Below are 12,805 nucleotides of genomic sequence, written 5' to 3'. Positions count from 1 at the left end.
CCCCCGTAGCCCTGCCCGGAAAAATAATGAAGTGGTCTGTCGAAATGCCGGCGCGCCCTTCGACTACTTGTCAGGAACCGGTAACCACCGGCCGCCACGCTGACAACGACAAGAGAATGACAAGAGGAGAAAGACCATGCGTTTCATGGTGATCGTCAAAGCCACCGCCGACTCCGAAGCCGGTGTGATGCCCAAGGAAGAGCTGCTCGCCGCCATGGGGGCCTACAACGAGGAACTGGTGAAGGCCGGTGTGATGCTGGCCGGCGAAGGACTGCACCCCAGCGTGAAGGGCGCGCGGGTGCGCTTCGATGGCGCGTCGCGGCAGGTGATCGACGGCCCGTTCGCCGAGACCAAGGAGCTGATCGCCGGCTTCTGGATCATGCAGACCGCGTCGTTGCAGGAGTGCATCGACTGGGTCAAACGCTCGCCGAACCCGTTCGACGGCCAGTCGGAGATCGAAATCCGGCAAATATTCGAGGCCGAGGACTTCGGCTGCGAATTCACCCCTGAACTGCGCGAGCAGGAAGAGCGCCTGCGCGCCGAAATCGCCAGCAAATCCTGAGCCTGGAGGATACCGCCATGTTGATGAATGCCTACCTGGTCTTCGACGGCAACTGCGAAGAAGCCTTCCGTTACTACGCCGAAGTCCTGCGTGCCGAGCTGCCGGCGCTGATGCGCTTCTCTGACGCGCCGGGCTGCGAGGACATGCCCGAGGCCCTGAAGAACCGCATCATTCACGTCCGCCTGGAAGTGGACGGCCACGTGCTGATGGGCTCGGATGCTTCGCCCCAGTGCGGCCAGTACGAAGGGGTGAAGGGCGTATCGATCACCCTCAACGTGAACAGCAAGGCCGAGGCCAGACGTCTCTTCGAAGCGCTCGGCAAGGGCGGCAAGGTGACCATGCCGCTGGACCAGACCTTCTGGGCCGAGCTGTTCGGCGCCGTGGAGGATCGCTTCGGGGTGCCCTGGATGATCAACTGCGAGAAGGAAGCCTGATGCGGCTGCCCTTGTAGGATGGTGTGGAGGGAAGCGATACCCATCGATTCTCGATCAGGCGCAATGATGGGTATCGCAAGCTCCACCCAGCCTACTGTTGCTCCTTCCCCCCATTGGCACGGAATCGCTCCGGCGTCGTCCCGGTAAACCGCTGGAATGCCCGGTGGAAACTGGTGACGTGCTCATAGCCGAGCAGGAAGGCAATTTCCTGCAATGCCATCCGGCTGGCCAGCAGGTAACGCTGGGCCAGCGCCATTCGCACTTCCAGCACGACTCCCTTGAAGGTCAGCCCGTGTTCGCGCAGTCGACGTTGCAGCGTGTGCGGCGGCAGGCGCAGCCAAGCGGCCGTCTGTTCCAGGTCCGGCAGCGGGATGCGCGCGTTCTGCAGCAGGTAGTAGCGCACGTCATCGGGCAGCGCCGGGCCGCGTTCGAAGCTGGCCAGGGTCGCCGCGCCCTGTGCCTGGCACAGCCGGCTGACTGAGGGGTTGGCGGTGGAGAAGGGCAGGTCATGGAATGCCTTCGGCATCCACAGTTCGGCCTGCCCGGCATTGAACTGGCAGGGGCCGGGGAAGAGTTCGCCATACAGGGCCGCATGGGCTGGCGGCGGGTAGGGCAGGTGCAGTTGCATGCTGGCGCAGTGCTCCAGGTCCGGCAGGCGCTGGCACAGCCAGCGCCAGGTGCTGCTCAGCCATTCCTCGCAGAGTGCGATACGTTCGACCTCGCTGAAGGGTGGCAGCTGCAGCGTCAGGCGGATGTGCTCGCCAACTTCCTCGCGGTGGGTGTGGATCGGGTGCGGCATCAGGCTCGACGGCTGGCCGAGGGAAATGTCCCAGGAACGCCGCAGGTTGGCCGCGCTGATCAGCGCGTAGCCGATCACCCCCAGGTCATAGAGGTTGTAGCGCTGGCCCAGGCGCAGGAAGAAATCGCTTGGGCCGAGCAGCCCGGCGGCTTGCTGCAGCAGCCGGTAATAGCGGGCGAAGTTCATCTCGGCGGCTGCCGCCTCGCTGCCGGTAGGCAGGCCAAGACCACCCAGCAAAGGCGCCAGTGCCGGCAAGGCGGGGCGGGCGCGCCACTCGTCGAGGAAGTGGCGGAACAGCTGGCGGGCGGCGTAATCGATGTCGAAGGAAGCGGCGGGCATGGCGCAGGCTCAGGCTGTCTTCTTGTGCTAGTGAGTTGTCATCTTATGCTAGTCGGTGGCCGAAAGCCGAGCCCTATACTGCCTCCACGGACAAGAACAACAAGGGCTTCCCATGACCGCTCCGGATCGCTTCCGCTCCTCCAATTCCCCCACCGACCGCTTCGCCGAACTGCTGTTGCACAACGGCCGCTTCTATACCCTGGACCCCGCCCAGCCCTGGGCCGAGGCCGTGGCCATCCGCGATGGCCGGCTGCTGGCGGTGGGTCGTCGCGAGGACATGGAGCACCTGATCGGCCCGGATACCCTGGTGCGTGACCTCGAAGGTGCGTTCTGCATGCCCGGCCTGCACGACATGCATACCCACCCGGACCTGGCGCTGAACCCGCGCTACGCCGATGACCTCGATGTCGGTATCGAGGATCCGACCCCGGAGCAACTGGCCAAGGCGATCCGCGACTACGCCGACAGCCACCCCGGCGACGGCTGGGTCTACGGCCAATACTGGGTGCGCTACACCTTCCGCGAAGCCGGGCTGAAGCCGGGCCGCGAGTGGCTCGACAGCATCCTGCCGGATCGCCCCGTGGCGCTGCTGGACCGCATGTGGGGCACCATGATGGTCAACTCCCGCGCGCTGGAACTGGCCGGCATCGACGCCAGTACTGCCGACCCGCGCAACGGCTACCTGGAGCGCGACGAACTGACCGGCGAGCCCAACGGCCTGCTGATCGACGGCGCCTACGCGCTGATCCACGCCGCCATGCCGCCGACCCCGGCCAAGGTGCTGCGCCAGTCTTACCTCGAAGGCGTGCACTTCCAGAGCTCGCGCGGCGTCACCGCGGCCAAGTACCTGCACGTCTGCGAGAACCGCCTGGACGCCCTCAAGTACCTTGACGACGCCGGTCAACTGACCCTGCGCGTGGAAGCGGCGATCAGCTGGCAGGACGACATCTTCCCGGTGCGGCGCCGCTGGGAGCTGCTCGCCGGTGAGCGTCACTATTACCGCAGCGCGCGGCTGTCGGCGAACGCGGTGAAATTCCACTTTGACGGCACCGTCGAACCGCGCTCTTCCTTCCTTATTACGCCCTGGCCGGGTGAGGACGCCTGGCGCGGCAAGCTGAACCTGACGCCGGAGCACATCACCGACATGGTGGTGGACATGGATCGCCGCGGCATCCGCGTCATCGCCCACTGTACCGGCGACGCGGCGTCCGACGTATTCCTCGATGCGGTGGCCGAGGCGCGCCGGCGCAATGGTTTCAGCGGCGTGCGCCACCAGTGCGCGCACAGCACCATCCTGCATCCGGGCAACCTCAAGCGCTTCCGCGAGCTGGAAGTGATCGCCGAGTTTTCCCCGGCGGCCTGGTACCCGACACCCTTCGCCAGCGGCGCGCGCTCGGGCTACGGCACGGATCGCCTGACGCGCATCTATGACTTCAAGGGTGTGCTGGCCGCCGGCGGCATTGCGGTATTCGGCACCGACTGGCCGGTGGCGTCCATCGACCCGTGGCTGGCGCTGGAAACCCTGGTGACCCGGCAGAACCCCTGGAACGACGACCCGGCCTGCTTCGGCGAGCCGATCAGCCTGGAACAGGCGATCCGCGTGGCGACGCTCAATGGTGCCTACGCCATGGGGCTGGAGAGGCTCACCGGTAGCCTGGAGGCGGGCAAGTCGGCGGACTTCATCGTGCTCGATCGCAACCTGTTCGAGCAGCCGGCGCGCAATTACATCCATCGCACCGAGGTGCAGCTGACGTTCGTCGAGGGCCGCCCCGTGTATGACCGCCTCGGCCAGTTCAGCGATACCGCGCTGGCGGCGGTGTGGCAGGGCGAGCCGCCGCGCATCGAAGGGGTCAACGCATGAACGCCGCGAGCATCCCGGTGACGGTGGTCGCCGGCTTCCTCGGCGCGGGCAAGACCACGCTGCTGCGCAACCTGCTGGAGCGCTGCGAAGGCCGGCGCCTGGCGGTGATCGTCAATGATTTCGGTGAGCTGAACATCGACGCCGGCATGATCGCCGAGCAGACCGAGGCCGTGTACAGCCTGGAGAACGGCTGCATTTGCTGCAGCGTTCAGGATGACCTGCTGGCGCAGCTGGAACGCCTGGCGAATATGCATCCGCCGCTGGAGCAGGTGGTGATCGAGTGCAGTGGGGTGTCCGACCCGCAGCGCATCGTGCAGACGCTGGGCTACCCGAAGCTGCGCAGGCGCCTGCACCTGGACGCCGTCCTTACGGTGGTCGATGCCGCCCGCCGCGAGCCGCTGGAAGGCGAATACGCGCGACTGGAGCGCATGCAGGCGGCAGCTGCCGACCTGCTGCTGCTGAACAAGTGCGATCTGCTGGATGCCGATGAGCGCGCCAGCCAGCGCGAGCGCTTCGCTCGTGGCGCGCGGGTGCTGGAAACCATTCAGGCGCAGATTCCCGATGAGCTGCTGCTTGGTGAGCCGTCCCGCAAGCTGCGCCCCCATGGGCAGGAAGGCATCGACCATGGCGATCTGTTCGACAGCTGGAGCTGGCAGGGCGACTCCACCTTCGATGGTGCGCGACTGAAACACTGGCTGGAGGCGTTGCCGCGCGGCCTGTTGCGCCTCAAGGGGCTGATTCGCCTGGCGGGGCAGGGCGAGGCGGTCTGGCTGCAGTATGTGGGCGGGCGTTATCAGCTGCGCCCGGCGACAGCGGCCGAGGCTGCGCAAGACTCGCGACTGGTGTTCATCGCGGAGAAGGATGCGGGGTTGCGGGCTGATCTTGAGGCCGGGCTGCACAGGTGTATTTCGTAAACGGAGGCTCCTGGGACCCTGTGCCTGAGTTTTCCCCTCTCCCTGAAGGGAGAGGGGACCGTTCGGCGCAGGTTGAAACAATGGCCGCAGCCGGCACGGAAAGCTCCCTCTCCCTTCAGGGAGAGGGCAAGCTCCCCAACCGATGTTTCGTCAGAGCTTTGCGCGGGCAATAAAAAACCGGCCACCAGGGCCGGTTTTCATGACGCGCCGAATTCAGCGGTATTCGCAGAGGTAGGCGGTGTCCTGGGCGACTTTCAGCTGGAACTTGCTGTTCGCCGGCACGGTGAAGTTGCTGCCGCCTTCGAAGGTTTCCCAGCTGTCGCTACCCGGCAGCTTGACGGTCAGCGCGCCGGCGACGACATGCATCACCTCCAACTGGCTGGTGCCGAATTCGTATTCGCCGGGAGCCATCACGCCGATGGTGGCGGGGCCTGCGGTCATGTCGAAGGCGATGGATTTGACGGTGCCGTCGAAGTACTCGTTGACCTTGAACATGGGCTTCTCCTGCTAGAGGGGTGAAAAAGGGCCCGCCAGTATGCCCAAGGCCGCAGGCCCCGTCACTAGAGCGGCGCAGGCGACCGTGCGGTCAGAAGGTGAAGGGTGCTTTCAGCCGGCGACCGGCAGTGTCAGCGGTAACAGGCGGGCAGTGTTGCGGGCGTCCTCCAGGGCCCGGTGCGGCTGCCCCTGGAAGTGCAGGCCGGCCAGGTGCAGCGCGGCGTTCAGGCCCACCTGGCGTTTGAGCTGGCGGGCCTGGGCGAAGCGCTGCTTGAGGTTGACGTGGGGGACGCGGGAAAGGTGGCTGTCCAGGTGCTGGCGGCGCCATTCCAGTTCCAGCTGGTGACGGTCGTAATCGCCCCAACTGGTCCAGCCGGCCAGGCGCGGGCTGTGCTGGGCGAGCCAGCGCTCGAATTGCGGCCAGACCTCGTGCAGCGGCGCGGCAGCATCGACGTTGGCCTGGGTGATATGGGTGAGTTCGCGGCAGAAGCTCGTCAGCAGTGGGCGTCGCTGCGGCCGGACGAAACGCTGGAAATGGTCCAGCTCGCGGCCGTCTGCCTCGGCGACCAGGCTCGCGCCGATTTCGATGATCTCCATTTCCTCGACCGGCCAGCCGCCTTCCTCGGTGGTGGCTTCCAGGTCGATCACCAGCCAGTGGGGCATAGTCGGTGCTCGTGGTTGGGTTAGAAAATTGGGTTCGAATCGAGTATGGAAGGCGTTTGCGGGACCGGCAAACCGCTGTGCTAGGCTGACCGGCTACAAGGACAAGGGGACTGCAATGGCGAAAGTGGCATTCATCGGTCTGGGCGTGATGGGTTACCCCATGGCCGGGCATCTGGCGCGCGAAGGGCATGAGGTGTGCGTCTACAACCGCACCGCGAGTCGCGCCGCCCAGTGGGTCAAGCAGTTTGGCGGGCGCTCGGCCGAAACCCCGCGTGACGCCGCACAGTGGGCCGATTTCGTCATGTGCTGCGTGGGCAACGATGATGACCTGCGCAGTGTGGTGCTGGGCGAGGAGGGCGCGTTGGCCGGCATGCAGCCCGGCGCCGTGCTGGTGGATCACACCACCGCTTCGGCCGAAGTGGCCCGCGAACTGGCAGTGGCGGCGGCCGAGCGTGAGCTGGGCTTCCTCGATGCGCCGGTGTCCGGCGGACAGGCCGGCGCCGAGAATGGCGCGCTGACGGTGATGGTCGGCGGCGACGCGAACCTCTACGCCCGCGCCGAGCCGGTGCTCGCCACCTATTCGCGCATGGTTCGGCGCATGGGGCCGGTGGGCAGCGGCCAACTGACCAAGATGGTCAACCAGATCTGCGTTGGTGGCCTATTGCAGGGGTTGTCCGAGGCGCTGCACTTCGCCCAGAGCGCCGGCCTCGACGGCATGGCGGCGATGGAAGTGATCAGCAAGGGCGCCGCGCAGTCCTGGCAGCTGGAGAATCGTCACCAGAGCATGCTGGAAGGTCGCTTCGACTTCGGCTTTGCCGTGGACTGGATGCGCAAGGACCTGGGGATCGTCCTTGACGAGGCCCGTCGCAACGGTGCGCAACTGCCGGTCACGGCGCTGGTGGACCAGTTCTATGCCGAGGTGCAGGCCGCTGGCGGCGGACGCTGGGACACTTCCAGCCTGATCACCCGCCTTCAGGACTCGTCCGAGTCCTGATCTCCGTTCAATGCCGCAGGTGGCGCCATCGGTCGCAGAGATCGTCGTGCGCCGCTCCTGATCGCTTCAGGCGCGGAAGATAAAGTACACCGCGCCCAGCAGGCACAAGCCGGCCCATAGATAGTCGAGCTTCAGTGGCTGCTGCATGAAGTACACGCTGAACGGCACGAAGACCGCCAGCGTGATGACCTCCTGCATGATCTTCAGCTGCCCCACCGACATCACCGTGTAACCGATGCGGTTGGCCGGCACCTGCAGCAAATACTCGAACAGTGCGATGCCCCAGCTGACTAGCGCCGCGATGATCCACGGCTTGCTGCTCAGGGTTTTCAGGTGGCCGTACCAGGCGAAGGTCATGAACAGGTTGGAAAGCGACAGAAGAAACGCGGTTTGCAGCCAGACCGGCATGGCAGCGGCTCCAGTAAGGGACTGCGCCTGAGCCTAGTGGATGCGCGACGCGACAGCCAAGGGGCGGAAGATTGATCAGGTTCGTATGGCGGGGAATGGCGGCGCTACTGGTGCTGGGGTTGCTGGCGTTGGGCGGCTGGAAGGGGTGGCAGTGGTGGCAGCAGAGGCCGGTCTGGGCGCAGTTGGCGGTGGCGCCGGCCATGGCGGCCGGGCAGAGCTGGCAACTGGCTGACTATCGCCTGGAGTGGGATGGTGCTTCCTTTGCCCTGCGTGCCGGCGAGCACCCTGCGCAGACGCTGTGGCAGACCCGTGGCGGATTCCTCGCCGCGGGCATCGGTCGCGTCGAGGCCGAAGAGCATCGCGGCGCGATGTTCGTCCACGAACACCGTGAGCTGCTGTGTCGCCAGCAACAGTTGGCCGCCGTGCGCGCTGAAGCGGACAGATTACTGATCTCCGGTACGCTCAGCTGTGCCGATGGCCGGCGGGCTCCCTATATTCTTGCGCTGCGTGCCGATGGCGAACGTGGCGTGGTGATGGATGTGAGTCTGGACGATCCGGCGCTGAACCGTCTCTACCTGGCGTGGGCGCGGGAGGCAGACGAGCAATTTCATGGGTTCGGCGAGCAGTTCACCCGTTTCGACCTGAGCGGGCGCCGCCTGCCGATTCTGGTGCAGGAGCAGGGCGTTGGACGCGGCCTGCAACCGATCACCCTGGCCGCCGACCTGACCAACCGCGCCGGTGGCGATTGGTGGACCACCTATGCGCCAGTACCTTTCTATCTCACTTCACGCTTGCACGGCTTCTTCAGCGAGGCAGCGGAGTACCAGGTCTTCGACCTGCGCGACGAGCAGCGGGTGGCGCTGGAGGTGCATGCCAGCAAGCTTCAGGCCCACTTCTATAAAGGCAACAGCCCCAAGGCCCTGATCGAGGCGCATACCTCGGTGGTCGGGCGCATGCCGCCGTTGCCGGCCTGGACCCAGCAGGGCGTGATCCTCGGGCTGCAGGGCGGCACCGAACGTGTGCGCGCCATCGTTCGGCAATTCGAAGAGGCGAAGGTGCCGCTGGCGGGCGTCTGGGTGCAGGATTGGGTCGGCCAACGGACGACCAGTTTCGGCAAGCAGCTGTGGTGGAACTGGGTGCTGGATGGCGATCGTTATCCGGGCTGGTCGGCTTTCAACGCCGAGCTGCGCGCCAGGGGTATTCGCAGCCTGGCCTACGTAAATCCCTTCCTTGTGGACACGGCGGAGAAGGGCGGGGCGACCCGCAATCTCTACCGGGAAGCGCTGGAGCACGGCTACCTGACTGTGGGTCCGCAAGGGCAGCCGTTGCTGTTGCAGAACACCAGCTTCAGCGCCGGCCTGGTCGACCTGACCAATCCCCAGGCAGTCGATTGGCTGCGCAGGGTGATGCGCGAGGAAATGCTCGGTGCCGGCTTTTCCGGCTGGATGGCGGACTTCGGCGAGGCCTTGCCCTACGAGGCGAAGCTGGCATCCGGCGAGTCGGCTGCCGTCCTGCACAATCGCTATCCGGAGTTGTGGGCGAAGCTGAACCGGCGACTGGTGGACGAGGAGGGGCCCGGCGACCTGCTGTTCTTCATGCGTTCGGCGTACAGTCGCAGCCCGGGCCTGACCACCAGCCTGTGGCTGGGCGACCAACTGGTGACCTGGGATGCCGACGACGGTCTGCACAGCGCGCTGCTGGGGCTGCTGTCCGGCGGCGTCTCCGGTTTCAGCCTGAATCACAGCGACACCGGTGGCTACACCACCATCAGCAGCCCGATCAGGAACTACCACCGTAGCGAGGAGTTGCTGCTGCGCTGGATGGAGTTCTCGGCTTTCACCAGCCTGCTGCGTACCCACGAGGGCAATCGCCCGGACGACAACGTGCAGGCCTACAGCACGCCGGCCACCGTGGCCCAGTTGCAGCGCTTCGCCACGGTGTTCCGCGAGCTGGCGCCCTACCGTCAGCGCCTGATGGAGGAGGCGGCGCAGCACGGCTGGCCGCTGGTGCGCCCGCTGTGGCTGGAGTTCCCCGCTGATCCGGCCAGCTTGGCGGAAACGCCGACGAGCTATATGCTCGGCGACCAATTTCTGGTGGCCCCGGTGCTGGAGCCTGGGGTGCAGCGTCTTAACGTGGCGTTACCCGAGGGCCGCTGGGTGCACCTGTGGAGCGGCAGCGCCTTCGAGGTAGCTTCCGGCGGGACGGTCGACGTCCCCGCGCCCATTGGTGAGCCGGCGGTGTTCTACCGCGCTGGCTCTGCCGAGGGTGAGCACCTGGTGGCGGCGCTGCGCGAGCAGGGGCTGCTGCGCCCCCGGCCCTGAAACGCCCTGACGTCGAATAGAGAGTTCACCCATGCAATGCCGTATCGGCTGTGGCGCCTGTTGCATAGCGCCGTCGATTTCCTCGCCCATCCCCGGCATGCCTGACGGCAAGCCGGCGGGCGTGCGCTGCGTGCAGCTGGATGAACGCAATCTGTGCAAACTATTCGGCGATTCGCGGCGTCCAAAGGTCTGTGCGGCCTTCGATGCGGACGCCGAAGCCTGCGGCAGCAGTAATGAGCAGGCGTTGCAGATCCTCACCGAGTGGGAACGCATCACCGCCGCCTGATGTGACTTGGAAGTCACGTTTTCGCGGTCCATACTGACGCCCCGACCCGCTCAAGACCGCGGATTGCGACGGGGCAGCGGCATTTGCTGCCCCCACAAGATCAAGAATAAAGAGAGGTAAGACGATGCGTGGTGTATTGCGTATGACCCTGCTGGCCACTGCCGTGATGGGCTTTGCAGGTGCTGCCCTGGCGGAAGACTGGAAGCTGGAGAAGGAAGACGACGGTGTGAAGGTCTTCCTCAGCCCGGTGGCAGGTTCCAAGTACAAGGCCTACCGTGGCGTCGTCGACATCAAGGCCGATGTGGCCAAGATCAACGCCCTGCAGGAAGACGTGGCCGGCTCCTGCAAGTGGATTCATGCCTGTGCCGAGATGCGCCTGCTGAAAACCGAGGGCGACAATTCCTGGACCTACTCGAAGATCGACATGCCCTGGCCGGTGACCGGCCGTGACGTGGTGATCCATGTGACCACCGAGAAGACCGCCGATGGCGGCCTGATTCGTCACCTGAAGGCCGAGCCGACCTACATTCCGGAAGAGAAGGGCGAAATCCGCGTGCCGAAGCTGATCGGCGAGTGGAAGCTGGTGCCCAAGGGCGCCGGCGTGACCGAAGTGACCTACCAGGTACAGACCGAGCCGGGTGGCAGCATCCCGTCCTGGCTGGCCAACAGCTTCGTGGTCGATGCGCCGATGAACACCCTGAAGGGCCTGCGCAGCGCTGCCGAGAAGTAATCGGCGCTGTCGTTCCCCGCCCTGAAAAAGCCGCCCTCGGGCGGCTTTTTTGCTTTTGTAGGACCGAGGGGGACGCCCCGTTCTTGCTCGCGAAGGGATTACCCAGCCGTACTGGCGCGAAGCGGTTCGCGAGCTAGCTCGCTCCTACATAAAAGCCGGGCCCCGGCGCAGCCCCATAAAAAAGGCCGCCCGAAGGCGGCCTTTTCTCGTACGCCGTTGCGCTTAGCGGGCCTTGAGGTCCACGAAGTCGCGCTGGGTGGCGCCGGTGTACAGCTGACGCGGACGGCCGATCTTGTACGGACCGGAGAGCATTTCCTGCCAGTGCGAGATCCAGCCCACGGTACGTGCCAGGGCGAAGATCACGGTGAACATGCTGGTCGGAATGCCGATGGCCTTCAGGATGATGCCGGAGTAGAAGTCCACGTTCGGATAGAGGTTGCGCTCCACGAAGTAGGGGTCGTGGCGGGCGATTTCTTCCAGCTTCATGGCCAGTTCCAGTTGCGGGTCGTTGATGCCCAGCTCCTGGAGAACCTCGTCGCAGGTCTGTTTCATGACCTTGGCGCGCGGGTCGAAGTTCTTGTACACGCGGTGGCCGAAGCCCATCAGCTTGAACGGATCGTTCTTGTCCTTGGCCTTGGCCACGAACTTCTCGATGTTCGATACATCACCGATCTCGTCCAGCATGCGCAGAACGGCTTCGTTCGCACCGCCGTGAGCCGGTCCCCACAGGGCAGCGATGCCCGAGGCGATACAGGCGAACGGGTTGGCACCCGAGGAGCCCGCCAGGCGTACGGTGGAGGTGGATGCGTTCTGCTCGTGGTCGGCGTGCAGGATGAAGATGCGGTCCATGGCCTTGGCCAGCACAGGGCTGATCGGCTTGGTCTCGCAAGGGGTGTTGAACATCATATGCAGGAAGTTTTCTGCATAGTTCAGGTCGTTGCGCGGGTACATCATCGGCTCGCCCTTGGAGTACTTGTACACCATGGCAGCGATGGTCGGCATCTTGGCGATCAGGCGATGCGCCGAGACTTCCCGGTGCTTCGGATTATTGATGTCCAGGGAGTCGTGGTAGAAGGCGGAGAGAGCACCGATCACGCCGCACATCACGGCCATCGGGTGCGCATCACGGCGGAAACCGTTGAAGAAGGTCTTCAGCTGTTCATGAACCATGGTGTGGTTCTTGATGGTGCCGACGAACTTTTCCTTCTGCTCGGCAGTGGGCAGTTCGCCGTTGAGCAGCAGGTAGCAGGTTTCCAGGTAGTCGGACTTCTCGGCGAGCTGTTCGATCGGGTAGCCGCGATGCAGCAGCACACCTTTATCACCGTCGATGTAGGTGATCTTCGACTCGCAGGAGGCGGTGGACATGAAGCCGGGGTCGAAAGTGAAGTGACCCGTGGAGGTCAGGCCCCGCACGTCGACGACATCGGGACCCAGCGTGCCGGAGAGGACAGGCAGTTCGACGGGGGCAGCGCCCTCGATGATCAACTGCGCTTTTTTGTCAGCCATGATGGCCTCCTATTTATGCTTGAAATCATCTGTACGACCCCCCACGCAGGGCCCGCACCACTATAGAGAGATAAATCCGAATGTCAATTTGCACAATCGGAGAAGTTTGGCTCCTCCAAGCCTCTGTTTTGCCGGAAAAATTTGCCTGTTTACGCCTTTTCGGGGGGTGCGGCAATTAGTCCTTAGGTGAAGGTCTTTCCGTTGTCATTAGGAGCCTAACTGTCTATACTCGGCGACCAGCCGCCAAGGGCCGTCCGGCCTCGCTTGATTGGTGGTTGTCACTCCCGAAGGTGATGGGTACCTGACAAGTGCACCTCCCGACAACTAGCCCTGATCCATAGAAGGGCTCTCAGTGTGAAAAAAGCCGTGAATAGCAAACGACCCGTAAACCTAGACCTAAGGACCATCCAACTCCCTATCACTGCTTACACGTCGATTCTCCACCGTATCTCAGGCAGTCAGATTGAGGCGGGCGAACAGGCGCGACAGCCAG

The 12,805-nt window shown here is 64.6% G+C and carries 13 protein-coding genes and 1 pseudogene; 9 read left to right on the top strand and 5 right to left on the bottom strand.

What is annotated here, in order from left to right; all coding sequences use genetic code 11:
* Window positions 1–136 precede the first annotated feature (136 nt).
* Window positions 137–562 carry a YciI family protein gene (locus FAS41_RS23125; RefSeq protein ID WP_138525736.1) on the top strand — a complete coding sequence of 142 codons (426 nt, stop codon included), beginning with the start codon at window positions 137–139 and terminating at the stop codon, window positions 560–562.
* A gap of 17 nt (window positions 563–579) precedes the next feature.
* The gene (locus FAS41_RS23120; RefSeq protein WP_138525735.1) at window positions 580–996 is read left to right on the top strand and encodes a VOC family protein; all 417 of its coding nucleotides are present in this window, start codon (window positions 580–582) and stop codon (window positions 994–996) included.
* A 91-nt stretch (window positions 997–1,087) separates the two neighbouring features.
* On the opposite strand, the gene FAS41_RS23115 is transcribed toward FAS41_RS23120, so the two are convergent.
* Window positions 1,088–2,134 (bottom strand): helix-turn-helix transcriptional regulator, encoded by a 1,047-nt coding sequence (locus FAS41_RS23115; RefSeq protein ID WP_138525734.1) that lies wholly within the window; start codon window positions 2,132–2,134, stop codon window positions 1,088–1,090.
* Between the two features lie 112 nt (window positions 2,135–2,246).
* Here FAS41_RS23115 and FAS41_RS23110 point away from each other — a divergent pair, with 112 nt between their 5' ends.
* Window positions 2,247–3,995 (top strand): amidohydrolase, encoded by a 1,749-nt coding sequence (locus FAS41_RS23110; protein WP_138525733.1) that lies wholly within the window; start codon window positions 2,247–2,249, stop codon window positions 3,993–3,995.
* On the top strand, window positions 3,992–4,909 hold the full coding sequence (locus tag FAS41_RS23105) for a CobW family GTP-binding protein (RefSeq protein ID WP_138525732.1): 918 nt from the start codon (window positions 3,992–3,994) through the stop codon (window positions 4,907–4,909). Before FAS41_RS23110 ends, FAS41_RS23105 begins: the two co-directional genes overlap by 4 nt.
* A 213-nt stretch (window positions 4,910–5,122) precedes the next feature.
* Here the strand turns inward: FAS41_RS23105 and ppnP are convergent, their stop codons facing one another.
* Together ppnP and FAS41_RS23095 are read right to left on the bottom strand one after the other, a co-directional pair.
* A complete protein-coding gene (ppnP, locus tag FAS41_RS23100) occupies window positions 5,123–5,404 on the bottom strand; it encodes a pyrimidine/purine nucleoside phosphorylase (protein ID WP_024765480.1) in 282 nt (93 codons plus the stop codon).
* 111 nt (window positions 5,405–5,515) lie between these two features.
* On the bottom strand, window positions 5,516–6,067 hold the full coding sequence (locus tag FAS41_RS23095; RefSeq protein WP_138525731.1) for a 3'-5' exonuclease: 552 nt from the start codon (window positions 6,065–6,067) through the stop codon (window positions 5,516–5,518).
* A 115-nt stretch (window positions 6,068–6,182) separates the two neighbouring features.
* Here FAS41_RS23095 and FAS41_RS23090 point away from each other — a divergent pair, with 115 nt between their 5' ends.
* Window positions 6,183–7,061, top strand: coding sequence for an NAD(P)-dependent oxidoreductase (locus FAS41_RS23090; RefSeq protein ID WP_138525730.1), 879 nt, complete (start codon window positions 6,183–6,185; stop codon window positions 7,059–7,061).
* 66 nt (window positions 7,062–7,127) lie between these two features.
* Here FAS41_RS23090 and FAS41_RS23085 read toward each other — a convergent pair whose 3' ends face one another.
* On the bottom strand, window positions 7,128–7,469 hold the full coding sequence (locus FAS41_RS23085; RefSeq protein WP_045208042.1) for a DMT family protein: 342 nt from the start codon (window positions 7,467–7,469) through the stop codon (window positions 7,128–7,130).
* A gap of 71 nt (window positions 7,470–7,540) precedes the next feature.
* Between FAS41_RS23085 and FAS41_RS23080 the strand changes: the two genes are divergently transcribed.
* The 3 genes from FAS41_RS23080 (at window position 7,541) to FAS41_RS23070 (ending at window position 10,806) form a co-directional block, all read left to right on the top strand.
* Window positions 7,541–9,790 carry an alpha-glucosidase gene (locus FAS41_RS23080; protein ID WP_138525729.1) on the top strand — a complete coding sequence of 750 codons (2,250 nt, stop codon included), beginning with the start codon at window positions 7,541–7,543 and terminating at the stop codon, window positions 9,788–9,790.
* A 31-nt stretch (window positions 9,791–9,821) separates the two neighbouring features.
* Window positions 9,822–10,076 carry a YkgJ family cysteine cluster protein gene (locus FAS41_RS23075; protein WP_138525728.1) on the top strand — a complete coding sequence of 85 codons (255 nt, stop codon included), beginning with the start codon at window positions 9,822–9,824 and terminating at the stop codon, window positions 10,074–10,076.
* A 124-nt stretch (window positions 10,077–10,200) separates the two neighbouring features.
* Window positions 10,201–10,806, top strand: a complete 606-nt coding sequence (locus FAS41_RS23070) for an START domain-containing protein (protein WP_138525727.1) — start codon at window positions 10,201–10,203, stop codon at window positions 10,804–10,806.
* Window positions 10,807–11,028: 222 nt separating this feature from the next.
* Here the strand turns inward: FAS41_RS23070 and gltA are convergent, their stop codons facing one another.
* Window positions 11,029–12,312, bottom strand: a complete 1,284-nt coding sequence (gltA, locus tag FAS41_RS23065; RefSeq protein ID WP_045208034.1) for a citrate synthase — start codon at window positions 12,310–12,312, stop codon at window positions 11,029–11,031.
* 354 nt (window positions 12,313–12,666) lie between these two features.
* On the opposite strand from gltA, the pseudogene FAS41_RS31210 reads away from it, so the two are divergent.
* A pseudogene (locus FAS41_RS31210) lies at window positions 12,667–12,805 on the top strand (hypothetical protein); the annotation flags it as partial.

It is taken from the genome of Pseudomonas nicosulfuronedens (assembly GCF_005877905.1).
Classification (GTDB): Bacteria; Pseudomonadota; Gammaproteobacteria; order Pseudomonadales; family Pseudomonadaceae; genus Pseudomonas; species Pseudomonas nicosulfuronedens.
Note: the sequence above shows the minus strand (reverse complement) of the source record. Positions and strands in the feature narration are given on the sequence as shown.

What these genes read in the sequence shown, in the direction of transcription:
- FAS41_RS23120 (WP_138525735.1), top strand. Translation starts at nt 580, where the DNA reads ATGTTGATGAATGCCTACCTGGTCTTCGACGGCAACTGCGAAGAAGCC.
- FAS41_RS23075 (WP_138525728.1), top strand. Translation starts at nt 9,822, where the DNA reads ATGCAATGCCGTATCGGCTGTGGCGCCTGTTGCATAGCGCCGTCGATT.
- FAS41_RS23115 (WP_138525734.1), bottom strand. Translation starts at nt 2,134, where the DNA reads ATGCCCGCCGCTTCCTTCGACATCGATTACGCCGCCCGCCAGCTGTTC.
- FAS41_RS23105 (WP_138525732.1), top strand. Translation starts at nt 3,992, where the DNA reads ATGAACGCCGCGAGCATCCCGGTGACGGTGGTCGCCGGCTTCCTCGGC.
- FAS41_RS23125 (WP_138525736.1), top strand. Translation starts at nt 137, where the DNA reads ATGCGTTTCATGGTGATCGTCAAAGCCACCGCCGACTCCGAAGCCGGT.
- FAS41_RS23085 (WP_045208042.1), bottom strand. Translation starts at nt 7,469, where the DNA reads ATGCCGGTCTGGCTGCAAACCGCGTTTCTTCTGTCGCTTTCCAACCTG.
- ppnP (WP_024765480.1), bottom strand. Translation starts at nt 5,404, where the DNA reads ATGTTCAAGGTCAACGAGTACTTCGACGGCACCGTCAAATCCATCGCC.
- FAS41_RS23110 (WP_138525733.1), top strand. Translation starts at nt 2,247, where the DNA reads ATGACCGCTCCGGATCGCTTCCGCTCCTCCAATTCCCCCACCGACCGC.
- FAS41_RS23090 (WP_138525730.1), top strand. Translation starts at nt 6,183, where the DNA reads ATGGCGAAAGTGGCATTCATCGGTCTGGGCGTGATGGGTTACCCCATG.
- FAS41_RS23070 (WP_138525727.1), top strand. Translation starts at nt 10,201, where the DNA reads ATGCGTGGTGTATTGCGTATGACCCTGCTGGCCACTGCCGTGATGGGC.
- FAS41_RS23095 (WP_138525731.1), bottom strand. Translation starts at nt 6,067, where the DNA reads ATGCCCCACTGGCTGGTGATCGACCTGGAAGCCACCACCGAGGAAGGC.
- gltA (WP_045208034.1), bottom strand. Translation starts at nt 12,312, where the DNA reads ATGGCTGACAAAAAAGCGCAGTTGATCATCGAGGGCGCTGCCCCCGTC.